The organism is Chryseobacterium salipaludis (assembly GCF_022968825.1).
Lineage (GTDB): Bacteria > Bacteroidota > Bacteroidia > Flavobacteriales > Weeksellaceae > Kaistella > Kaistella salipaludis.
The window spans coordinates 379,963-403,473 of the sequence record NZ_JALHKS010000003.1; the positions used below are offsets into that span (position 1 = coordinate 379,963).

General features: G+C 40.2%; 22 protein-coding genes and 1 pseudogene. 18 read left to right on the plus strand and 5 right to left on the minus strand.

All coding sequences use genetic code 11. The features are described from left to right. Positions 1–94 precede the first annotated feature (94 nt). Positions 95–909, plus strand: a pseudogene (gene epsC / locus MVI27_RS07280) (serine O-acetyltransferase EpsC). Between the two features lie 106 nt (positions 910–1,015). Then, positions 1,016–1,948 carry a cysteine synthase A gene (gene cysK / locus MVI27_RS07285; RefSeq protein ID WP_246960155.1) on the plus strand — a complete coding sequence of 311 codons (933 nt, stop codon included), beginning with the start codon at positions 1,016–1,018 and terminating at the stop codon, positions 1,946–1,948. A gap of 716 nt (positions 1,949–2,664) precedes the next feature. On the opposite strand, the gene MVI27_RS07290 is transcribed toward cysK, so the two are convergent. Next, positions 2,665–2,952, minus strand: coding sequence for a transposase (locus MVI27_RS07290; protein ID WP_246960156.1), 288 nt, complete (start codon positions 2,950–2,952; stop codon positions 2,665–2,667). 524 nt (positions 2,953–3,476) lie between these two features. Beyond that, complete coding sequence (locus MVI27_RS07295) at positions 3,477–4,235, minus strand: response regulator transcription factor (RefSeq protein ID WP_246960157.1); 759 nt, start codon at positions 4,233–4,235, stop codon at positions 3,477–3,479. 410 nt (positions 4,236–4,645) lie between these two features. Between MVI27_RS07295 and MVI27_RS07300 the strand changes: the two genes are divergently transcribed. From MVI27_RS07300 to MVI27_RS07335, 8 genes are all read left to right on the plus strand, one after another. Beyond that, entirely contained in the window at positions 4,646–5,224 is a 579-nt protein-coding gene (locus MVI27_RS07300) for a hypothetical protein (RefSeq protein WP_246960159.1), read from the plus strand. 1 nt (position 5,225) lies between these two features. Beyond that, the gene (locus MVI27_RS07305) at positions 5,226–5,534 is read left to right on the plus strand and encodes a hypothetical protein (protein ID WP_246960160.1); all 309 of its coding nucleotides are present in this window, start codon (positions 5,226–5,228) and stop codon (positions 5,532–5,534) included. A 19-nt stretch (positions 5,535–5,553) separates the two neighbouring features. Further along, on the plus strand, positions 5,554–7,707 hold the full coding sequence (locus MVI27_RS07310) for an outer membrane beta-barrel family protein (RefSeq protein ID WP_246960161.1): 2,154 nt from the start codon (positions 5,554–5,556) through the stop codon (positions 7,705–7,707). 455 nt (positions 7,708–8,162) lie between these two features. Further along, complete coding sequence (locus MVI27_RS07315; RefSeq protein WP_246960162.1) at positions 8,163–11,381, plus strand: sacsin N-terminal ATP-binding-like domain-containing protein; 3,219 nt, start codon at positions 8,163–8,165, stop codon at positions 11,379–11,381. Between the two features lie 278 nt (positions 11,382–11,659). After that, positions 11,660–11,992 (plus strand): ArsR/SmtB family transcription factor, encoded by a 333-nt coding sequence (locus tag MVI27_RS07320; RefSeq protein ID WP_416346218.1) that lies wholly within the window; start codon positions 11,660–11,662, stop codon positions 11,990–11,992. 18 nt (positions 11,993–12,010) lie between these two features. Continuing rightward, the gene (locus MVI27_RS07325) at positions 12,011–12,532 is read left to right on the plus strand and encodes a DUF6428 family protein (protein WP_246960164.1); all 522 of its coding nucleotides are present in this window, start codon (positions 12,011–12,013) and stop codon (positions 12,530–12,532) included. 9 nt (positions 12,533–12,541) lie between these two features. After that, positions 12,542–13,576, plus strand: a complete 1,035-nt coding sequence (arsB, locus tag MVI27_RS07330; protein WP_246960165.1) for an ACR3 family arsenite efflux transporter — start codon at positions 12,542–12,544, stop codon at positions 13,574–13,576. Further along, positions 13,573–14,001 (plus strand): arsenate reductase ArsC, encoded by a 429-nt coding sequence (locus tag MVI27_RS07335; RefSeq protein WP_246960166.1) that lies wholly within the window; start codon positions 13,573–13,575, stop codon positions 13,999–14,001. The genes arsB and MVI27_RS07335 overlap by 4 nt, the downstream gene beginning before the upstream one ends. Positions 14,002–14,562: 561 nt before the next feature. Here MVI27_RS07335 and MVI27_RS07340 read toward each other — a convergent pair. Next, a complete protein-coding gene (locus MVI27_RS07340; protein ID WP_246960168.1) occupies positions 14,563–14,709 on the minus strand; it encodes a hypothetical protein in 147 nt (48 codons plus the stop codon). Between the two features lie 83 nt (positions 14,710–14,792). On the opposite strand from MVI27_RS07340, the gene MVI27_RS07345 reads away from it, so the two are divergent. From MVI27_RS07345 to MVI27_RS07355, 3 genes are all read left to right on the plus strand, one after another. Next, positions 14,793–15,416 (plus strand): TetR/AcrR family transcriptional regulator, encoded by a 624-nt coding sequence (locus tag MVI27_RS07345; protein WP_246960170.1) that lies wholly within the window; start codon positions 14,793–14,795, stop codon positions 15,414–15,416. A 141-nt stretch (positions 15,417–15,557) separates the two neighbouring features. Continuing rightward, a complete protein-coding gene (locus tag MVI27_RS07350) occupies positions 15,558–16,421 on the plus strand; it encodes a hypothetical protein (protein WP_246960172.1) in 864 nt (287 codons plus the stop codon). A gap of 243 nt (positions 16,422–16,664) precedes the next feature. After that, a complete protein-coding gene (locus tag MVI27_RS07355) occupies positions 16,665–17,006 on the plus strand; it encodes a hypothetical protein (RefSeq protein ID WP_246960174.1) in 342 nt (113 codons plus the stop codon). Between the two features lie 736 nt (positions 17,007–17,742). Here the strand turns inward: MVI27_RS07355 and MVI27_RS07360 are convergent. After that, on the minus strand, positions 17,743–18,414 hold the full coding sequence (locus tag MVI27_RS07360; protein ID WP_246960176.1) for a TetR/AcrR family transcriptional regulator: 672 nt from the start codon (positions 18,412–18,414) through the stop codon (positions 17,743–17,745). 124 nt (positions 18,415–18,538) lie between these two features. Here MVI27_RS07360 and MVI27_RS07365 point away from each other — a divergent pair, with 124 nt between their 5' ends. From MVI27_RS07365 to MVI27_RS07385, 5 genes are all read left to right on the plus strand, one after another. After that, positions 18,539–19,198 carry a DedA family protein gene (locus tag MVI27_RS07365; RefSeq protein ID WP_246960178.1) on the plus strand — a complete coding sequence of 220 codons (660 nt, stop codon included), beginning with the start codon at positions 18,539–18,541 and terminating at the stop codon, positions 19,196–19,198. Between the two features lie 11 nt (positions 19,199–19,209). Then, positions 19,210–19,479 carry a TFIIB-type zinc ribbon-containing protein gene (locus MVI27_RS07370; protein ID WP_246960180.1) on the plus strand — a complete coding sequence of 90 codons (270 nt, stop codon included), beginning with the start codon at positions 19,210–19,212 and terminating at the stop codon, positions 19,477–19,479. Positions 19,480–19,508: 29 nt separating this feature from the next. Then, on the plus strand, positions 19,509–20,453 hold the full coding sequence (locus tag MVI27_RS07375) for a TerC family protein (protein WP_246960182.1): 945 nt from the start codon (positions 19,509–19,511) through the stop codon (positions 20,451–20,453). A 159-nt stretch (positions 20,454–20,612) separates the two neighbouring features. Next, the gene (locus MVI27_RS07380; RefSeq protein ID WP_246960184.1) at positions 20,613–21,308 is read left to right on the plus strand and encodes a TVP38/TMEM64 family protein; all 696 of its coding nucleotides are present in this window, start codon (positions 20,613–20,615) and stop codon (positions 21,306–21,308) included. Positions 21,309–21,510: 202 nt separating this feature from the next. After that, the gene (locus tag MVI27_RS07385; RefSeq protein ID WP_246960187.1) at positions 21,511–22,266 is read left to right on the plus strand and encodes an META domain-containing protein; all 756 of its coding nucleotides are present in this window, start codon (positions 21,511–21,513) and stop codon (positions 22,264–22,266) included. 345 nt (positions 22,267–22,611) lie between these two features. On the opposite strand, the gene MVI27_RS07390 is transcribed toward MVI27_RS07385, so the two are convergent. Further along, positions 22,612–23,040, minus strand: a complete 429-nt coding sequence (locus MVI27_RS07390; protein ID WP_246960189.1) for a hypothetical protein — start codon at positions 23,038–23,040, stop codon at positions 22,612–22,614. Positions 23,041–23,511: the final 471 nt, after the last annotated feature.

The window sequence follows — 23,511 nt, forward strand, 5'->3', positions numbered from 1 at the left end:
ATTGCCGGAACCAGACTGCGTTCGCAATTAATTACCTTCCATCAAAGCTATGTATGCGTATTATGGAATACCTTTGCACCAAATCTACAAAGGAATGAACTTCGCACAACACCTCACTGACGGTTATAAACTGCGCACAACCGATATCGACCGAAAAAAAACCGAAGACTTTATAGAAAGTTTCTTTAGGTTTATATTTTTTCTGGAAGTGCAACGCTGCACCGAACTTTCGGAAATAGAGGCACGGTTGGAAAACTTTAAAAGTGCTTTCACCGACATTTTGGGCTCCGTTCACAAATCTGAGGAGTTTGCTGATACTGATTTTTTCTTCAAGCAGTTTCCGAAAGTGTATCATACGCTTGAGGCAGACGCTCAATTTATATTTGCGCACGACCCGGCGGCGAAAAGTGTGGAGGAAGTTATTTTCTCTTATCCCGGTTTTTTTGCCACGGCGGTCTATCGCTTCGCACACGAACTCGAAAAGCAGGCGTGCCGCTCATTCCACGGATCTGGACGGAGCTTGCGCACAGCCGCACCGGCATCGATATCCATCCGGGGGCGCAAATCGGATCGCCGTTTTTCATCGATCACGGAACCGGCATCGTTATCGGTGAAACTACGGTAATTGGCCATCGTGTGCGGCTGTACCAGGGCGTTACGCTCGGTGCCCTATCTGTGGCCAAAGAATTGCAGCACAGCAAACGGCATCCCACCATAGAAGACGGGGCGGTAATTTATGCAAATGCCACCATTCTCGGTGGAAAAACCGTAATCGGAGAAGACAGCGTGATTGGCGGAAATGTGTGGATCACCGATAGTGTGCCAGCAGGTTCAGTAGTCTTTCACAAAGGCCAGGTGACCGTGAAGAATAAAATACCGGCTGCTGAACCAATCAATTTTGTCATCTAATCTGAAACCCATGACGACAGTTCACCACAGACTGCCTTGAATTTTCAAATAATGAATGAGCGAAAAAGTAACTTTACATAATAACAATTAAAATAAATACAGACCTATGAAACTAAATACTGTACTGGAAACCATTGGCAATACGCCAACTATAAGAATTAATACTATGTTCGACCGGCGAGTGGAGGTTTGGATGAAACTCGAACGCCAAAATCCGGGCGGAAGCATCAAAGACCGCATCGCCTTGGCAATGATTGAAAAAGCAGAAAAGGAAGGCAAAATCACAAAAGATACACTAATCGTAGAGCCTACGTCGGGTAATACGGGTGTGGGCCTTGCCATGGTCTGCGCGGTGAAAGGGTATCAACTGATTCTCGTAATGCCCGAAAGCATGAGTGCCGAGCGCCGCAAACTGATGTCGGCTTACGGAGCGCGATTTGTCTTAACGCCTCGCGAACTCGGCACATCCGGCGCGGTGAAAAAAGCCCTTGAGATGGCAGAAGAACTCGATAACGTCTGGATACCGCAACAGTTTGAAAATGAGGCCAACCTCGAAAGTCATCGGCAAACTACAGCGCAGGAAGTGCTGAACGATTTTCCGGATGGCTTCGATTATCTGATAACAGGTGTGGGCACTGGCGGACATATCAGCGGGGTTTCCGAAATTCTGAAACAAAAGTTCCCCAACCTTAAAAGCTTCGCGGTGGAACCCGCAGACTCGCCGGTTATTTCAGGTGGAAAACCCGGGCCGCACCCGCTGCAGGGCATCGGCGCAGGATTTGTTCCTAAAGTCCTGAATACTGAAATCCTGGACGGTACCATACAAGTGGACAGAGCTGAAGCTTTTGAATTTACGAAGAAACTCGCTGAACAAGAGGGCATTCTGGCAGGAATCTCGACCGGTGCCTCACTGGCCGCTATCCATAAAAAGCTACACGAAATTCCTGATGGCGCTAAAATCTTAACCTTTAATTATGACACCGGCGAAAGATACTGGTCTGTGGAAGGCCTGTTTGAGGAAAACATTTATAAACACTAAATATAAATCCTGCCGCACAGCAGGATTTTTCATTTAAATTTTGTGCTGATTATTTGTCAATTTTCTGCTGCAGCATAAACTGTCTCATTTCGTGCCCCAGCTACACGATGTCTTCACATTTCGTGCCTGATTAATCAGCTGCTCCAGCCTCCTGACATATCCTCCTTCCTGTGCAAAAATATACCGTGCTGTGCATTTTTTGACAAAAAACAAATAAAAAGCGTTAAAATTTAAGTTGCAAGTTTATGCGTATCAATATAGGGCGTTCTATACTCATGACCTTCCACTCTTTTATATTCATCCCCTGCTTGCGGCAGTAAAACATTTAATATATTGTCGCTATAAGGACTTAGGAGATTTTTACGTTAATAAAAATTAAAATTTCTGTTGTTCGACCGTCCACAAACACAAGTTAAAAATCCCCGCTGTTCGAGTGGCGGCAATAATCTTACATCGAAGCCGAATCTTCAGTTCCGCCCGAAACCTAAGGAAGTGGTTCGACGAACGAAGAGAGTCAATTTCGGGGAAACCTAACGAAGTGGTTCGACGACCAACGGGAGTCAATTTATTAAAGAAATTTTGGTTTTTTAGTAAAAAGATCCAAGTCTTGAAATCGCAGATTCGACGATTCCTATAAAAATATAAAAATCGTTGAGTCATCTTTTGGTCCGTTTGCATCAAGGCAAAAGGACAAATATCATAAAGTTACTTGCAACTTATTCCAGCTGCGCATTCTGTCTCATAGCGCACATGTGCAACAAAAATTCTATTTTTTTGTCGGCCAGATGATTTACTTTAGCCCTTCCTTTGATGCTTGAGCCGGAACTGTATTCAAAGGGTGCAATACCCGAATGGCAGGCAAACTTTCTCCAGGTTGGGACCGCCTTACATGCCTTGGTGGCAATAATCAGATAAAGGCTTGTTTGCTCACCTATTCCAGGCACTGATTTGAGCAGCGCAGTCTGTTGGTGCAGTTCCGTATTGGATTGGGTAATCTGACTCATCTTATCCTCTATTGCCTTAATAGATTTTCTGATAGCGCCTACTAAACCTTATTAATCACCTCTGCTTTCCCTCGAATAAATTTACAGCATTTACTTATTTTCAAAGTAAAGTCGAAGTATTCTCACTTCAAGCCATATCATGCACAGTTGCTCCTGTTTTAAATAACCTTCTAACTGTGAGCCATCAAAAAACTTTCACAAGGACCCATCCACCCTATCCCAAACTTGCAAACACCAGACTGCTGCGCCTTCAAGAAAAATTCTGTTTTTACTGGCTGTTTCCGGCCACACGTAATTTAATCGCATTGCCAAACCCGCATTTTTTCGCTGCAAGCGCACGTTTGACAGCGGAAATTTTAAGGCGGAGCTACTCTGCTTATTTTTAGGTTTAAAACAGGTTTTTATAAAGATTGAAAAAATGCCTGCCGAATTCAGTACCGCTTTCTGTAAACACAAAAGCGGATGTAAGATCCGCGATTTGCTAAAAATACAAATCACATGATGATGACCTGCAGCATCCTGCGCTAAATAAGCTTATTATGTGCAGCATAGGCGAGTACCTCTGTTATGTTTGACATGCCTGTCTTTTCAAATAATTTGCGGCGGTGGAATTTAACTGTATCAATGGAGATAAATAATTTTTCCGCGATTTCCGTAATATTCAGCCCGCACGCGTGTAATCTCAAAATCTCAATCTGCCTTTTGGAAAGCTTTACTTTTTTCTCTTTTCTCCAGAGATGATTCGTCTGGTCGTACTTCCACACCTCGTCCGATCCCTGTTTCGAGATGGTTGCATTACCCGCGCTCGCAGTTGATGCCAGGGAAGTCACACAAAGCGCTTTCCATATTTTGCCCTCTTCATTTAGAAAAACAGGGGTAAGCTGATGATTTATCAACACAGGCTTACCGTCCTCATTAATTAAATGAAAATCATAAGAGATCAAATATTTTTTTCGCTCCTCTACGGCCAGGGTTTCATAAAATTTAAAACCGGCCTCATTGATTTTCAGCAATAATCCCAGATCGTCGGGCTGCACATTTCTGATATAAAAATCATAACCCATCGCCTGAACTTCAGCTGCTGTGAGCCCGCATAAAAACAGAGGATTTTCAGAGACATAATCGAAGCCTTTTCTCTGGTAATCGATCACATAAATACTCATATAGGTCATCCGTGCAAGAGCCTGGACCATCGCAAGATAGTTTCCCAGTTGTGATGCTGCATCAGCGGGCACCTCCTGAATTGTATTTCGGTCGGAGAAAAAAAGATCTGCCTGATTCATGGTACAGTTTGATTAGCCTGAAAGCAATCCAAATGTATTAAAAAGAATAAGTTGGGCAAAATGATACGCTGCAGTTTTCGCAGTCTTACCCCGTCGCTACCTTGATCAAACTTGAGTAGAAGCAGACCGAACATTTGACTGTCGTTTACCGGGCTGACTAATTATACGCATAAGGCCCGCCATTTATTTACGACACATATACTACACGCTGGTGTAGCGATATCAAAGCGCAGATTGGCTTATATTTGCCTCGGCGCGGAAAACGGAAGCACGCCTGCAAAACTTTGCCTTTGCCTGGTGCAGAAGGTCTGCCACACCTAAATGTCAGCGTGGCAGGAAAGTTTCTGTTTAAGAATAATTCCTCAGACCAAAAATACACCGCAGCACAATACCGATAAAAAAAAATAATAATGAGATATACCTGGTGCCTATTTTTACTGATGACTGTTTCCTGTACTGCCCGCGAAGAGGACGCCAGCAGTATCACAACTCCGGATCCAACGGTATATAATTTCGTACCGGCGGATCAATACACAATAAATCAAATTGTGTTGTACCAAGGTAAAAATGGAGCAGTACGGCATCCCGACGAAAGCTTTATTGGAACTGTCTGGAATGGTTATTCGGATCCTCCCTATGCTTCAATCAGCATCAATCCTGAGGTTAATGAAATGGAAGTACGCCAGGACAAGCTTTCTTTGAAATATTCCATACGGATCTCCGGTGACTCCATCTTCAGGAAACAGGACGAGAACCTGATCGCCATTTTTGCAGACCAGCGACAGCAACTAACACTTAAGAAATCATTTTATTACATACTAAAAGTCTTGCCCGACCAAGGCTTTTCTTTTAGCCGAATGACTAAATTGGGAGCTACTGTACACCAAGATGTTTTCCGTGTAAATACCTTTCCGGATCCTGATTATATGGTGGCTGGCGATGAAGTTTTTTGGGCGAATCTCAGTTTCATGTATCGCCGGGCAGAATAAAATGCCACAAGCCGAAAAAGCCGCGGCGAGCTGTGTTTTTATTTCCGACCGCAACTTTCATATTCCCTATTCATTTTTGATCATGCCTCAGCAGAAAAGTATTTTTGTGCACACCCACCTGCGCCACAAGTTCACCCCCTTTTTTAAACGGAAGTTTCGGAACAAATTTCTATCGCCCCTTTGGTCGCCCATCCTTGCCAACACCTTCCACGGGTTGCCTGCATCTAAAGTCGACCACGTGAGTATATTGACCATTCTGTGGAAAAATCAGCCGGCGCCGTGTAACATTGCGCCCGGCTGCGTTGTCTAATACCTAACAACCATCACCTATGAGAAAAAAAATAACGGCAGCAGCGTTGCTTTACGGCATACTGACGTTCGCACAGGAGGCAAAAAGCGATACCCTGAAAACCGGGAACCTGGAAGAAGTAATCGTGCTAGCACGAAAACCCACGATAGAGAGCAAAGCGGACAGGACCGTTTTTAATGTGGCCAACAGTGCCATCCTCACCGGAAATACCACTTGGGATGTCCTGCGCATGACGCCCCTGGTGAACATTGATAATAATGATAATGTGCAGGCGGAAGGCAACAGCGTCACCGTCTATATCAATGACCGGAAATCAGTCTTTACCGGCAAAGAGCTCAAGGAGTACCTGAAAACCATTGCAGCAGATAATCTACTGAAAATAGAAGTCATTACAACGCCGTCGGCAAAATATGAAACGAGCGGTGCCGTGATCAATATTGTCCTGAAAAGGAACGAAAACGAAGGCCTGAAAGGCAGCCTCTCACTGAATAATTCGCAAAGCTATAAAAACTCGCAGGCCGCTTCGCTCAACCTGAATTACCACCGGAAGCGCTTTACGCAGTCACTGAGCGCCAGCTTCCGGAATAACAACAGCGTACAGAAATCCTATAACGAAAACCTGATCTATGCAGATCAGTCGCTGACTAAAATCAGTTCCGAGAGCAACAGCAACTGGCAGTCGCCTTCCCTCTCCTCCACCTCTGAATTGGAACTGGATGAAAAAAACAATCTAGGCCTCCTGCTTCAATATTACGGTTCTGCGAGCACCATGCTTTCCGAGGCCGCAGGCGATTATTTCCTGAATAACAGCCTGCAGAAATCCTATACCAAAACAGTCAATTCCGACGGAACGGATCACTTCCTGGGTACTAATCTGTTTTATAAGTATTACGATAAGGAGAAGAACCGCATTTTTGACCTTAATGGCGGTGTGAATTATTCCGCCAATGACAATACACGGTACCATTCCACCCTGTGGCTGCCGGCAGCCTATGAAGGAATCAAAACCGTGGCTGATGATCAGAGCCGGGAATATTATCTGAAACTTGATTATTCGCAGCCGCTGGGTGCAGACGGTGGCCAGCTGGAGTTCGGCGGCAAAATGAACTGGCGCAACAATGTGATGCCGTATGACTATTTTAATTTGCAGCATGACGCCTGGATCCCCGACCTTTCCCGGACCAACTCCTTCCATTATCTGGAAAACCTGAATTCCCTCTATACCAATTACAGCCGCACTTTTTTCAAAAAACTTGAAACCCGGATTGGCTTGCGCTACGAGTATATCCGTTTCACAGTGAAACAGGAAGTGGGCGCGATCGAAAGGACGGATTCCTACGGTACTCTGATGCCGGATTTGCTGGTGAAATATTCCTTTAATGATAATTATAACCTGACCGCCACGTATAAACATACCATCTGGCGACCGTGGTTCACGGAATTCAATCCTTTCCTGATGCCGGCCGATAATGGCACCTACGAGCGCGGCAATATGGACCTGCAGCCCAATTTGAACGACCGCTTCGGCCTTAAGTTAGGTCTTTATAAAAAGTATTTTATTTCCGCTAATTTTAATACAACCGATCAGGATTACTGGGCCGCTTACGTAGTGGAGGGCGACCGCACCATCTCCATGCCTATGACATATTACGGGCGGGTCAACAACTATTCTTTGTACGCCAATACTAACCAGAACTGGCTGCAGAACAAACTGAATGTCAACCTGAATCTGGGTCTTACCTACACAGACAACAGCGACTTTGTGCAGCGCAACGATTTTGTGGGGATGAAGGAACACATCACCAATTTCAACGGTTCCGCCAACTTTTCCTATACCAACCTTTTCAATAAGAACCTCAACCTGACCGGCTGGCTCGGCGTACAGTCGCAGAACTGGGGCAATTCTGTGGGCAGCCAGCTGCAGTTCTTTCACAGTTTCGGTGCCACCAAACTCTTTCCGGCCACCCAGATGGAAGCCGGCCTGCGCTTCAACAATATTTTTCGCCGGCCCGGAAACGATTTCGTCACGTACACCCCCGTCGGCACCTTCCGCAATGTCAGCAAATGGGACTGGTACGGCGTAAACCTTACATTCGTGAAACGGTTTGGCAATCAGAAGGTAAAAGAAGCCACCAAAAAGGAAATTGAAAAAGAGAGTGGCGGAAAAAGTTGAACCGGGAACGTATAACAGTTACGGTACTTTAAACTCGCGTGGCGCAGCGATAATAAAAACTGTCCACTTTCCAACTTCGTGGATTATTTCGATATGAAAATGAATATGCTCATCAAATGACTTCCTGCGGATGATAAGATAATCGAATTTGGTTTCTTATCCGAATAAAATATTCGAACGACTGCTGTGTTTGCATTTCGCAGAGTTGGAAGAGCGTATCCTAGACGTAATAAGAAGTGCACATTCAGTATGTTCGTGCCGGCCATCAGATTTTAAGACAATACGGAATGCGCAATGCTTATAAACAGTTACAATTGATTATAAATTTGTAGATGCCTGTTCTGGTGTACGTTATAAGATTCAACTATTACGGTGGTGAAATAGATTATTGCGTATATTTGAGAGTTAGCAGCAAGTGTAGGACGACACCGCAAATAGACAATTAAGACCAAGAAATGAACGAAACACAAAGTATAAATCGTGACGAAATATTAAACATTGCAAAGACAGAATCTGAATTATCAGACTTGAAGCAACACGCAGACAAGATGATAAGAGGTTTTGAGAATTTCAACAACTATTCGTCAAATCGTGCTGTTTGGGAATTGGTTCAAAATGCTTGCGACCTGACAACGGAATGTGAAGTTGTTTTAGACTACAGAAATGGTTTTTCATTTACTCACAACGGAAAACCATTTACGACAAAGTCATTTATTTCATTGATAAAGCAAGTAAGTGGAAAATACGGAGAAGAATCCGACATTCCAGAAGTTGGAAAATACGGAACAGGTTTTTTAACAACACATACCTTCGGACGTAAATTTCGTATCAATTCAATTCTTGAAGCGAATAATACCTTTTTTGAAATCAAAGACTTTTTAATTGACCGCAGTCCGAAAGAATGGAAAGCGTTAAGCGAAAACATTAGAACGCAAAAAGAAAATGTTTATCAGCTTATACAAGAAGGTGCTATTCTTACCAACCCTGAAATAAAAACAACATTCACTTTTTTACCTGAAACCGACCAAGAACGAAGCTATATTTCAGAATCAAGCAAAGACTTAGAAGATTATATTCCAATTGTTTTAACGATTAATGACAGACTCAAAAAAGTTAAAATCGTTTTAAACGATACGGAAACTTCGTTTGAAAGAGTTTCAAAAGAAAAAGTCGAAAATGATAAAGGAATAGAATTATACAAGACAACTGTTTCAAAAAACGGAATAAGCAAAATACTTTATTCTATCATTGAAACTGACGACCAAATTGAAGTAATTCTTCCAATCAACGAAGACCTTGAATTGTTTCAGTTTTCTGAAAGAGTTGCCCGACTATTTTTATATTATCCTTTAATCGGTTCAGAAGATTTTGGCTTAAACTTCGTTATCAACTGCAATCAATTTTTGCCAACTGAACCAAGAGACGGAATCCACTTAAAAAGCAACAAAGACCAAGTAAAAGAGCAAGAAGAGGCGAACCAAAAAATAATAGAAAAGGCATCGCAATTAATTTTTGATTTTATAAAAAGTAACGTATTAAGCGTTTCAAATCCGCTTTTATATGCTCAAATAAATTTCAAAAGAAATACAGACAATAATTTGTTGAACGAGTATTTTGAAACCCTACAAAACACTTGGATAGAAGAATATAAGTTATTGCCAATCGTTGAAACGGTTGAAGGGTTTAAGCCTGTTAATGAAGTTTGTTTCTTTGCCGAAGAACTTTTAACCAACACAGAATATTTTGATGACATTTATACTTTAGTATCCACTTTTTACAGCAACATTCCGACAAAAGACAAAGTTGTTTTGTGGAGCAAGTTTGCAAGTGAATGGACTAATGAGAATACTGAATTTATTGGGCATCAAGATTTGGTAGAGGAAATATCAAAAGAGCATTTATCTAAGTTTGACAAAGATTGCTTAATCAATTACTACAAAAATCTAATTGCAGAAGAAAAGATAAATTACTTTTCGGAGCATACTTTATTGCCAAATTTAGACGGTAAATTTTGTTTACTTTCATCGCTTCTTACACCTCAAAATTTAACCGAAAATCTAATTGACATTGGAAAATCTATAATTCCAAACTCTATTGAACGACTAATTCATAAGGATTTTAGTTTCAATTTCCATTTTGAAAAATTCAATAGAAAAGATTTTTCAAACAGCGTTAAAACCAAATTAGACGAAACTCAGGCTTCAACTTGCATTTATTTTCCTGAAACAATAAATACAGAAAATTACAATGTTCAATCATTTGAGAAAACTCAAAAACTTGAAGATATTTTCTTTGAAAACCTATTGAAGTATTGTAAGTTAAACAACAATGTAAATTCACAAAGCAAGCCTTCGTCATTAGTAAAAATCATTAGCAAGTATTATTCTTTTGAAGAAAATTTGATTCAATTATCTAACCTTGAAAACCAAGAAGAAAATTTAGACATTCGTTCAGCAAGAAAAATTTTGGTTCAAATTTTCTTCAATTTACTTCAACACCATAACGAGGATTGGATAAAATCAAACATTGCATTGTTGCTTGAAATCGCAAACTGTAATGAAGACAGCCTGAAAGAAGTTTATTCAACTTCAAAAATTTATCCTAATCAGTTAAATCAACTAAAAAGCAATAATGAACTAAAAAGAGATATTGACATAATTCCTGAAATTAAAGACCTTTACAACAAGGTAGCAAAGGACGAAATTAGAGAAGAGTTAGTTTACATAGAATTTAATGAATTTGTTGCTGAGGACAGATTTGTAACAAGTAAATATCTTACTACAGCAATTGAAGAAAGTTTCTTTGGCACAGACATTAACAACATAAACGAACATCCTTTCAAAGATGAAATTTTGAAAATTATATCATCGTTGCGAGACCCAAAATTTGCTGAACTATTTCCCAGACTTGACCTTAAAAAAGCCAATTTGATGTTGGATGTAGTTACTAATGAAAACACGAAAGACGAAATTTTCTCTATTGTAACATTAAAGGAATCCGAATTAAAGAAACTTGGTCAACTTGTTCAAGAAGATAACTTTTCAGCAATTCTAAATGCTGCAACTATCTTGCTTCAACAGCAAAAAGAAGTGGAAGCAGATTTTCACCATAAACAAGAAATTGGAACATACATTGAAAGTCTTATTAGAGAAAAGTTATCGGACGAATTAAAAGACAGAATTTCATTTGGCGACAAAGAAACAGAAACAACCAATATACAAGGCGGTCAAGACATCGTTATTTTCCTTGACGAAAACCCCGTTTATTTCATAGAAGTAAAATCAAGGTGGAACTCACAAAATTCCGTTTCTATGAGTAAACTACAATTACAACGAGCAGTTGAAGAAAATAGGCGTTACGCTTTGTGTGCGGTGGACATTACACGCTACACAGGCGAAAACGACAGATACAAACTTTCAACAGATGAAATTTTACCACTTACAAAATTTGTAACGAACATAGGAGTCACAATAAAACCGCTAATTGAAGACAACTTAGAAGCAGAAAAACAACAAGACCAATCAATACACTTGATAGATTACAGAGGCATCATTCCGCAAGACATTATTCAAAGCGGTAACGACTTTGACAATTTTATTGAATTGCTATCTAAAACTATTATCAAAACAGCAGACACAGAAAAGTATGACAACGAAAAAAACACCAGCTGCTAACAGCGGTTTTGCGTTATGGGGGCTGACGTGCTTCGTAGAAGCATTTATGCTAAAACAAACATTTCTGCTTCGTATGAACTTTGGTGCTAAAAATCCCCCACAACGCAAAGCCGCAAAACGTTATGTGCAACCCTTCCGAACGTTTGTGCATAAATCGACAATACTTTAAAAAATCAAACTCATTTAACTTTTATGGAAAGTTGAAAATTTATTATCAAAAACAATTGACTATTAAAATCTTAATCGTAATATTGCAATATAGAAATAAATAAATGAAGATAGAACCGACAAAACCCACGGATTTTACAGAGAGCCAACACAACATTGCTCATATCATAAAAGCATTGGGACATCCTGCCCGAGTGGCTATCATAGAATATTTATTATCGGTTGATACGTGTATCTGCGGAGATATTGTTGATGTACTTCCTCTGGCACAGCCAACTGTTTCAAGGCATTTGAAAGAACTTAAAAATGCGAAACTGATTAAAGGAACTATTGAAGGTAATACGATTTGCTATTGCATTGACGAAAATACGATTGAAGTACTGCAAAAATATTTCACAAATATTTCGGCAAAACTCACCCTGAAAAACAATAATTGTTGCTAATATAAAAATCATACAAAAATGAAATTATCACAAGTAAAAGCACTTTTACCCACCTTAGAAAACCTTAGTTTTAAACTTGAAAACGGCACTTTTGTTCCGGAACATTTTCACGTAACCGAAGTCGGAATGGTTACAAAAAACTTTATTGATTGTGGCGGAGTAATTCGTACAGAAAAAACAGTAAATTTTCAGCTATGGAATGCCGATGATTTTGAACATCGTTTAAAACCTACTAAACTTTTAAACATCATTCAACTCGCCGAAGACAAATTAGGCATTGAAGATGCAGAAATTGAAGTGGAATATCAAAGTGAAATCGAAGATTCGCAATCACAAAATGGACAATTGAAAAAGAGTTTGCAAACCATAGGAAAATACGGCTTGGCATTTGACGGAACAAATTTCATCTTGCAAAACAAAATAACTGCTTGTTTAGCCGAAGATGCCTGTGGAATTCCGTCCGAAAAAGTAAAGAAAAATTTAATCGAATTATCTGTAAATCAAAATGTTTCTTGCACACCAGGAGGTGGATGTTGTTAAAAGTAAACTATGCAACCAAAATTAAAATTTCTTGACCGTTATTTAACGCTTTGGATTTTCCTTGCAATGCTTTTTGGCATTGGTTTAGGTGATTTTTTTCCAAATATCTCAACCATTACGAATTCCCTTTCTGTTGGCACAACCAATGTGCCATTAGCCATCGGATTGATATTAATGATGTATCCGCCTTTAGCAAAAGTCGATTACAGCTTGTTACCTAAAGCTCTAAAAGACAAAAAAGTAATTGCCATTTCCTTAATATTGAATTGGGTTATAGGTACCGTTTTGATGTTTGGTTTAGCCGTTCTGCTTTTACGAAACGAACCCGAATATATGTCGGGATTAATTTTAATCGGTTTGGCAAGGTGCATCGCTATGGTTATTGTGTGGAGCGATTTGGCAAAAGCAAACAGAGAATACACGGCATTATTAGTCGCCCTAAACAGTATTTTTCAGATATTGACGTATAGTTTTTTCGTGTGGCTTTTCATCAACATATTGCCCAATAAATTAGGAATTGCCAATTTCAATGTAAGCGTTTCCATGAAAGACGTTACACAAAGCGTTTTGATATATTTAGGCATTCCCTTTTTTGCTGGTTTCGTGAGCCGTTATTATTTGGTAAAATCGAAAGGTATTGAATGGTACAATAGAAAGTTTATTCCAAAAATATCGCCCATTACATTGTATGCTTTATTGTTTACCATTGTACTGATGTTCAGTTTAAAAGGCGACAAAATATTGGAATTGCCTTTAGATGTCATAAAAATAGCGATACCATTAATCATTTATTTTGTACTGATGTTTTTCGTGAGTTTTTTCATCGCTAAATCTCTAAAAATCCCTTACGACAAAAACGCATCTATTGCATTTACAGCTACTGGCAACAACTTTGAATTGGCGATTGCCGTCGCCATTGCGGTATTTGGTATTCATTCGCCTCAAGCGTTTGTGGGTGTAATCGGACCTTTGGTTGAAGTTCCCGTGTTGATTTTATTGGTGAGAGCAAGTCTATTTTTAAAACAAAAATATGATAAACAATGACAAAGAAAATTTTAGTGCTTTGCACAGGTAACAGTTGCAGAAGTCAGATAGCTGAAGGTTATTTACGACATTTTGCGAACGGAAATGCAGATATTTACAGTGCAGGTGTGGAAACACACGGCGTAAACCCAAAAGCCATTGCTACAATGAAAGAGGACGGAATTGATATTTCAAATCATACGTCAAACAACATTGATGAATATTACGACATTGATTTTGATTTTGTGATTACAGTTTGCGATAATGCCAAAGAACGCTGTCCGTTTTTTCCGACTAAAGCTAAGAAGTTTCATCACAACTTTCCAGACCCAGCAAAAGCAATAGGAACAGACGAAGAAATCAACGAACAGTTCAGACAAGTCAGACAGCAAATTAAAGAATATTGCGAACGATTTGCAGCGGAAAATCTAAAGGGAAAGCAATAAGGGCAGCACCTAACATCGGTTTCGCAAAAGAGCGGGTTAAGTGCCAAGTTGAACATTTGTGTTTTCAATCCGCAAAAGCCAATTTTTATTTGCTTTTAAAATGTAAATTAGCAAATAGAAAAAATGGTTTTGCTTACGTTTGTGCTAAATTGAAAGTTTAAGCTTTCTAATCCGCTCCTTCGCCAAGCCCCAAACCGTTATCTGTAGTTACAGACAAACCAACCTTTTAAGACCAGGTAATATAGTATTCCACCTATTAAGTAACATAAAGCATCCAAGATATCTGCCGTATAAATGTTTGATATTTTAGGACATATAACTTCAAAAATTATAGTTAAATAAAATGTCGAAAACAAAATATCTTTCAATGCGGTTACTCTTTTCGTCTTGAAAATAGCATCCATTAATAAATTAATTGTGTAACAGAACATTGGTACCGAATACAAATCTGTGAGATGATTATTAATTATCGGAATAATAATTCCATACTTTCTTAGGACATAAATTCCAAGCCAAAGTAGCAAACCCAAAATGTACCAAACAGATACTCCTTTGTAAGTTCTAAGCATGCAAAATCGCCATTAAAATCCCCAAAAGTATTTGCAGGCCTTTCATTACATAATCTTGAATCGATTTATATTCTTCAGCAGAACCATTTTTTTCATTTTCAATTGCTTTTTCGTAATCGAATTTCTTATTTCCTGTCATTGTAATAATTTTATGCAAATTTACAAAATTAGAACAAATGCCCTAATTTTATTTTTTTAGTATATTTGAAGAAATTTAAAAAAGTGAAAACAAAGGATAAAATACTTTCTGGAGCTAAAGATTTATACAATGAAAAAGGGTACAGTAGTACTACGACAAGAGATATTGCAAAACACATTGATATAAGTCCTGGAAATTTACATTACCACTTTCCCCACTCTAATGAAATTTTAGAAGCTCTTTTCGAAAGTTTTGCAATGAAGATGAATGAACTTTTAGAAACCACCTCTATTTCAGATTCCAGTTCAATAGAACTATTATATAATTACATAGAACAAACCACCAGTTTAATTTATGAATATAAGTTTCTATTTATCAATTTTACGGACATTTTAAGAGAAAATCTTAAAATAAATAACATGTATAAAGAAATTCACTCTCGAAGAAGAGTTGAGTTCGAGAGGCTTTTTACAACATTTCAAAATAAAAAAATATTTAGAGATGATATCCCAGAATTTATTTTTTCAAATTTAATAGAGCAAATGTTTATTATTGGTGATAATGCAATTTCTTACAATGAAGTTACTCATTCATTGAAAAGTGAAAAAGCGATAAAATTTTATACAAATATTTTTATAACTCAATTTTACTATTTACTCACGGATGAGCACCAAAAAAAGTTCAAAGAAAAATTAAACTCATTGTAACTACAGCTGACACGGCATTTCTATTAGTGGGGTTGAAGTTTACATCATGAAGGCTTTCGCCAGTTGTTCATTTTGTTATATTTACAAAAATATGTATAATACTCCCGCTAACAGAAATACCCAACCGTTGTACAACATTTTATGAAAACAGCAATTAAATCAAGCTTTTATATTTTTTTATTTGTCATTTCGAATTTTGTTTTTGCACAATCTTCTCAAGAAATTATGAAAAGTGACTTGGAGAAAATGAAATTTTTATTCCTGAATAAAAGTTACAAAGGATTTTCAACATTTGTATATCCTAAAGTTATCCAAATGTATGGAAATGAAGAAAAAATGATTGACAAAACTAAATCTAGTATTCTAAAAATGGAAAATGATGGATTTAAATTTGTTAACATTTATTTTAAAAATTTCAATGAAGCCATTGCAAAAAATAATGAGCTGCAATCTACATTTACACAAGTGATTTTAATGAACAGTCCAAAAGGAAGAATAATTGGAGAATATACAATGATTGGAATTTCAAGCGACAAAGGAAAATCTTGGAAATTTATAGATACTTCCGGATATAACGGAAAATTAATTCAAAACAATTTTCCTAATTTGGATGAAAAATTAATTTTAAAACCAAAAGTTAAAATGTTTCTTGACGAAAATAACTTAAGAGAGAAATGCTCAGAATTTAAGAATATAGAATTGCAATCAATTTCACCTTTTAGTTTCAAAAAAACTTCTTTCGTTATATTAGACAGCAAAACCAAAGAAACCGCAGAAGACGGAAGTTTTATTGCTTCGAAAGTTGTGAGAGATAAAGAAAATCCTTGCAAAATGGATTTCATAATTGAAGAAATTCAGAACAAGCCAAGAAATACATTTAAGATTGGAGATATTGTGCATTTGGAATTGACAGGATTTGAAAATGAAATATATTATTTCATTGCAACAATGAATAACGATAAATTAATTACTTCTGATAGTTTTAAAGTTATTAAAAAATTATAAAAAAAATAGTATAACATGGGTTTTGCAAGATGCGGGGTTGAAGGAAATCTTAGAAAATTAGTAAGCAGTAACCGCAAAAAACCATTTCATTTTTTTTGTAAATTTAAAAAAAATGAAAATGGTTGATGCTAGCGTTTCGTCCTCCGCTCCACTTCCGGTTGCAGTAGCCCGCACCTCGCAAAGCCTCTTTCCGTTATGTGCAATTTTATCCAAACAACGTCCTAAAACAATTGACAGAAAAAATTGAGTGAAACAAACCAAAAATATTACAGAATTTTACCTCTGATTTTAGGATTAATTGCTTTCCTTTATTTTTATCGCTTCAAATATGTTTTTGAGAATAATAATCATTTTTATGAAAATAAAATAAATTCTAAAATTGTAAAGAAAAAAAACTTTGAGAATAAATCTCTGCAATTCTTTTATGACAAAAACTACTGTATTACAACAACAAATACAAAAGGGGACATTCTGAGAATTGGAGACTCAATTTCAAAAGAAAAAAATTCAAGCGAATTCAAAGTATTTAGAAAACACAATGGAAATTATAACCTTTACAAATTGTATGATTTCAAAATAAAGTAATTTATGAACAAAACATTTGAATTTGTATGTTTGTTTTTTACTGTAATACTATTCGCAGAATTTATCGCTAGTTATATTATTGACCAGCAGAATACAAATTGGAGTAGTGGTCCAGTTCTCATAATTTTGAATTTAATCCTTTTGCCAATCCAGATTATAATTAATTACAGAATATTCAAATCTAAAACAAGACAATGGAAGATAATTTTATTTGTTTTTTCTGCAATTATTACAATCTTTTCTACTTTGGAGTTTTGTAAATTTCCTAACCAAATGCTCATAAAAAACTGCACCTAATAACTAAGCTTTCGTTGGGCTTGAAAAGCCAACAATAAAAGCCCGCTGAACCCTTCGAGAGCCTCAGGGTAAACTACAGCTACGGGAGCTTTTTGACATTCTATGGGGTTGTCGTTTTTAGAACTCAGAACTACAAAGCAGCTTTTCAGAAGGACTGCTTTTTTTTGTAGCGTTTGATAGCCTGTAAGAGGGGTTTTCCGCGCTTTTTCTTTGCTGCAGAATACAGCTTCCCTTACCCGAAAAGGTTATTTGGCAGAGAAAGGTTGAAGAGCAAAAAGATATTCCGGTGGCGGATCACGCTATGCGAAAACAGCGATGGTGACGAGATTTCCTTTCTTGCAACACCAACATTGTCCCAGCTGCGCGAAGTGTTCTCACCTCAAACCAGCCAGTCCAAAAATTACTCCGCTCCTTAAGGCCTCCCGCCTTCCCAACCACTCTAGCCCAAACTCGCAAACACCAGATCCTCCAGAAACTCTACAATCTCAGACTCCTGATTTCTCTTGCTGAAATCCGTCAGCGACGAAATATTGTGCATAAAGAAGTTCTGAAAATGCGCAATCTCCACAATGGTTGACGCCAGAGATTTGGGGAATCTGTAGTTCGGATTGTACTCCAGGATCACGCTGCCGATCAGGGTGCATAAATCTTTATACGGCTGAAAGAACTCGGATTTGTTGTTCTCGGCCACCTGCTTCGTCAGGTACGCTTTCGAACCTTCCGCCACAATGACCGGGTGAAGCAGGCTTTCATCTATATAACTCGTCTGCTGATCATCCTCTATCGGCGCGGCCAGCAGATGGATGATTTTGTGCAGCTTCACTTTTGGATTCCGGATATTATTGGTCTGAAAATGAATCTGGTACGAAATCCACCCGAAATACCACGCTGTTATATAAATTAGTAATTTATGCTTGTTTTCGAAATAACGGTAAATCCCCGCCTCGGTGGAACCGATCACTTCGGCCAGTTTCTTAAAGGTAAAGGATTCAAAACCCAGGCTGTAGATCAACTCCACACTGTATTTTAGTATTTTCCGGCCGAGTTCTGTGTCTTCCGGATTACGAAGGAAAAGCCCTTCATTCATTTGTATGGTAAACTGGTATTTCATGTCAATCTTCCGACGCTCAGCGCCTGCTGCAAAACTACGGAAAGCAATTATTATTTTTTATGATAGTATTACTATTAATTAAAATAGTTTTTCTACTTTTGTACGCAACTGAAATGCGCGAGTAATGGATTTTATTTTAGAATTCCTGCAATACCTGACCGACCCTGACTGGATAATGCGCCATGGCGGCCTGTACCTGGTGCTGATCATTTTGTTTATAGAAACCGGTATCATCTTTGGTTTTTTCCTGCCGGGCGACCCGCTTCTGTTTGTTTCGGGTATGGTGCTTGCCGCCGCCGGCGAAAGCACACAGCTCTTCGAAACGCAGCTCTTCAACCTGCTGTTCTGGATGTTTCTTTTTACCGTCTCCACCATTGCCGGAAATTTTTTCGGCTACTGGTTCGGTTTTAAATTTAAGCATATTGTCAACAGGACTGAAGACACCTGGTTCCTGAAACGCAAACACATCCGCACGGCACACGATTTTTATGAAAAGAAGGGCGGTTTCGCGATTGCCATTGCCCGTTTCCTGCCGATCGTACGCACTTTTGCGCCCATCATTGCCGGTACGGTGGAAATGGACTTTAAAAAGTTTGCTTACTATAATGTGGTCGGTGCCGTCATTTGGGTGAGCAGCATCACTACCCTGGGTTATGTTCTGGGCGATATCCCCTGGGTACAGGCGAACCTGGAATATATTTTACTGGGCCTTGTCCTGCTGGTCACTGCGCCGGTTTTCCTGAAGCTGTTCTTTAAAAAAGAAAAAATAAATCAAACCATTTAATACTGCCTATTATGAAATGCCCTACCTGTCAGGTTGCGCTGACGATGACCGACCGCAACGGAATTGAAATCGATTACTGTCCGCAGTGCCGCGGCATCTGGCTGGACCGCGGAGAACTGGATAAGATTATTGAACGTTCGGCCGCACCGGCTGCACCGCAAGCTGGCAGTCCTTTCTCTTCGGAGCGCAGGTACACGTCCGATCAGGACAGATACTACGCTGACAAAGACCGCTACTACAAAAAGAAAAAAGGATTCTTAGGCGATTTGTTCGATTTTTAAATGACCGTTTGCACTTTACATTTTAATCTATGATTGTCTGGATCGTCTTTATCGCTGTTGTTATCTTTGCGCTGATTTTAGACCTGGGCGTCTTTAACCGTACGCCGCACGAAATAAAAACAAAAGAAGCTGCCATCTGGACCAGCGTCTGGGTAACCTGCGCTTTGCTCTTTTCAGGCATTATTTATCTCTCTTTTGAACACAGCTGGATCGATAACCCAACGGACTTAACGCCGACCGATGCGGTATTAAAGTTCGTTACCGGATATTTAATCGAACTGTCGCTGAGCGTTGATAACATTTTCATCATCGCCCTGATCTTTTCTTCCTTTGCCATCCCGAAAAAGTATCAGCATGAAGTACTTTTTTACGGCGTCCTGGGTGCCATCGTCTTCAGGGCAGTCATGATTGTTTTTGGGGTCGCACTTATCACCAGATTCAGCTGGATGATCTATGTGTTTGGCGCGTTCCTGATCCTTACCGCACTGAAACTGCTGTTCAGCCAGCATAAGCAGGAAGACCCGAAAGACTTTAAAATTTACCGGTGGATTTCCAGGTTGTATCCCGTGACTACTACGGTGGAGGGCGACCGCTTTTTTATCCGGAAAAACGGGGTTAAATATGTGACTCCCCTCTTCGTGGCGCTCATTATTATTGAACTCACCGATGTCTTTTTCGCTATTGACAGCATTCCGGCCATCCTCGCCATTACCGCCGATCCTTTCATCGTTTTCAGCTCCAATATTCTGGCGATTATGGGACTGCGTTCGATGTATTTTTTAGTCGTCGGGATGCTGGATAAGTTCAGATACATTAACTACAGCCTGGTTGTCATTCTGGCCTTCGTCGGCATAAAAATGATTCTCTCTCATCAGGTGGACATTCCGGAATGGCTGTCACTGGGTGTGATCATCTTTTCACTGGCGGCCGGGATGCTCGCCTCGAAATATCTGAAAGAACCTACGCAGGAGTAAAAAAGTATGGGTTTAAAAGCGCGCGCGGATACGCGTCAGTTTCGCGATTACGACAGATTATTGGAACTGCACATTAAGTTAAAAGCGCTTTTTCGCAAACGTCCGCAACAGGAAGCCGTACGAGCGAACGAACCACATTTACGCAGAAAGCTTTAATAAATGAAGACAAAACAGACCAGCGAAAAAAGCAGAGGGCCCCTCTATCTTTCGTTGCTTATAGTGGCGCTGCTGCTGGTGGGTTATGTTGTCTTTCCTTCGGTCCGGGAATTTTTCAACGAAGCCTGGGAGGTGCTCACCAGTGAAGACGAAGCGCGCATGCAGCAGTGGGTGGAAGGTTTCGGCTGGCTCGGCCCGGCAGTGCTCATCGTGGCGATGATCGTGCAGATGTTTCTGCTCATTATCCCGACGCTCCTGCTGATGGTGGTAGCCACAGTTGCCTATGGGCCGGTTTGGGGAAGCTTCATCAGTTTTGTGGCCGTACTGCTGGCGTCGTCAGTGGGTTTTGCGGTGGGAAAATACCTGGGCATATCGTCCGTGCAGCGTTTATTGGGTAAAAAGAGTACCGGCAAAATCACCTCTTTCCTGGAAAAGTACGGCTTTTGGGCAGTAGCCATTACGCGCGTTAATCCCTTTCTCTCGAATGATGCCATCAGCTTTGTAGCCGGCATCCTGAAAATGAATTACTGGAAATTTATCGGCGCCACGGCACTGGGAATCGCACCGTTAATTGTGCTGCTTGCCTTTGCCGGCCGAAATCTGGACACCTTAAAGACCACACTGTTGTATGGCTCTGTGCTGAGTCTGGTGATTTTCGGGATCTACGTTTGGTATGATCGAAAAAGAAAACCAAATTAACAAAGAGATGTACCTGACAGATTTTCTTCGTGCATGCTTTTCACGCTTGCGGGAAATTCACAGTAGCATCAGCACAGTTCCGCACATGTTCCATAAAAATTAAAACTGCTTCGTTTCGGACCGGCTTTTGCAAGAGTGCCTGTTGTCTTTGATGAAAAGTTTAATAAAGACAAAATTTTGTCTGTAAATAAAATCACATACTATGAAATCAATTCTTACCCTGGCTGCAGCAGCTACCCTCGCAGCTTGTGCACCGCAGGCGCCAACTACCGGCTCTGATTCAATTCAGAAAACCTGGGAACTCGTTTCTCTGGACGGACAGGAAGTAAATACCAGTGAACCGGTGTATCTGAACTTTGGGAATAATAAGATAACCGGCCAAACCGGTTGCAATACCGTGAATGGTACTTTTACGGTTACCAATAACACACAGGTCAGATTTTCGCAGTTGGCCAGCACCCGGATGATGTGTGCGCCGGCCGATATGAACGTGGAGAATCAGCTGCTGGACGTTTTGAAAACGGCAGATAATTTTACGATAAACAACGGAAAACTCATGTTGAATGTCGGCAGAAGAGCGCCTTTGGCTGTTTTTGTTGAGATGGATAGCAACCCGGTCCTGAATACGTTCTGGAGCCTCAAAGAAATGAACGGTACTGCTGTGACCCCAGCTGCGAACCAGGAGAAAGAACAGGGGTTCATGCTGAGAAGCAACGGAAAGATAACAGGCTTTGCCGGCTGTAATAATTTCTTCGGGAGCTACAGTCTGTCAGGGAAAAATTCTATTTCCTTCGACGACAATATGGGAATGACGATGATGGCGTGCCCGGATATTACTGTAAATGAGCAGGAATTTAGCAATCTTTTCAGGAAGGCAAAACGCTATGAGCTAAAGGGGAACATGTTGCAGTTGAAAGATGCAGCCGGTAAGACTGTGGCTGCTTTTGAAACGATGTAACTGTACATAACAGATCTAAAAACCGTTCTGAAAGTATTTCGGGACGGTTTTTTCGTACTTGTTGCCAGGAATCAGCGAAACATTTCGTATTGCAAGCTACGGTCGTGCGGAATATTTTGCAGTGCATGTCATGGGGCATCCGGGCGGTTCTTGGGGGGCGAGAACCTGGAAACCGCGCAGTAGGGCGAGCCTGGGTGCAAACTTTTTTCTCTTTTGCAGATGAGGGAGTATGAAACGAAGTTCCAGATAAAACAACGGTCCATAAAGTACAGTCGCTGCCCTCGCTGCAGATTATGCTGACGCTGGAGCTGTTATACTTTCCTCAATCCCGGGCGCAAACAACCTTTATTCGACATTCCCCGTATGCGATAATCTGCCCTCGTAATAGAGGTTGGACGTGTTTGCATCGTAAACATAGGAGTGATTGCGGAAGGTGCCGTCTACTGATTTATTTAATATAAGAGAGGGGCCGTCGGTGTCGGGCAGGAATAATTCTGCTTTAGACATGTCCTCACTCATCAGCACAAAAGCACTGATGACCTCTTCATCAGGCGCACGGTTAACCGTATTCAGCCGGAAACCAATATTGAACAGCTGTACGCAGTCCTGTTTCACTTCGCTCCACGTATACCCTGCCGTACCGATACAGCCATGGCGGTCCCGGTCAGCGCCAACAATCGTTGGCTGGGAATTATTTTCAATCGGATCTTTCGGGGAGGGCTGGCAGGCCGTGAGCAGTACGGTAGCGGTTAATAAAGTGGGCAGTATTTTCATAGTGGTCATGGGAGTTATTGTATTGTATAAGCCGGCAGTTTTGTTCCTGTCGCGGTACCGGCACAGCAGGGAGAGTTCTGAAAATCATACCAAAATAATGAACGCAGGCCGTGGTTCAGGTTTAGGCAAGTCAACAATGCTGCATAAACAGTCCAGTCGCCCCGAGCTGCGCGGTAATTTCGTTTGGTTATGGGAGCATGACCAAGGAAAACAAAACGGTTTATGGTACCTTGCGGCTGCAACCATGTCGTTTTTCAGCTGAACCGTCTTATCATCTGCGTGCTCCTTGGCCGGCCGGATACCACGTCCCTGCCCTTTTAGCCCTGGGTGCAGCGGCATCCTTTTCAGGAGGAGGCACGACGACTGAAAAGATACAGCGGAACACAGGACTTCCCTGACTACGGTGACAAAATCTGGTTGCTCCCAAAAATTCAACCTCAAAAAGAGGCAGCGGGAACTTTGGGCTTTACA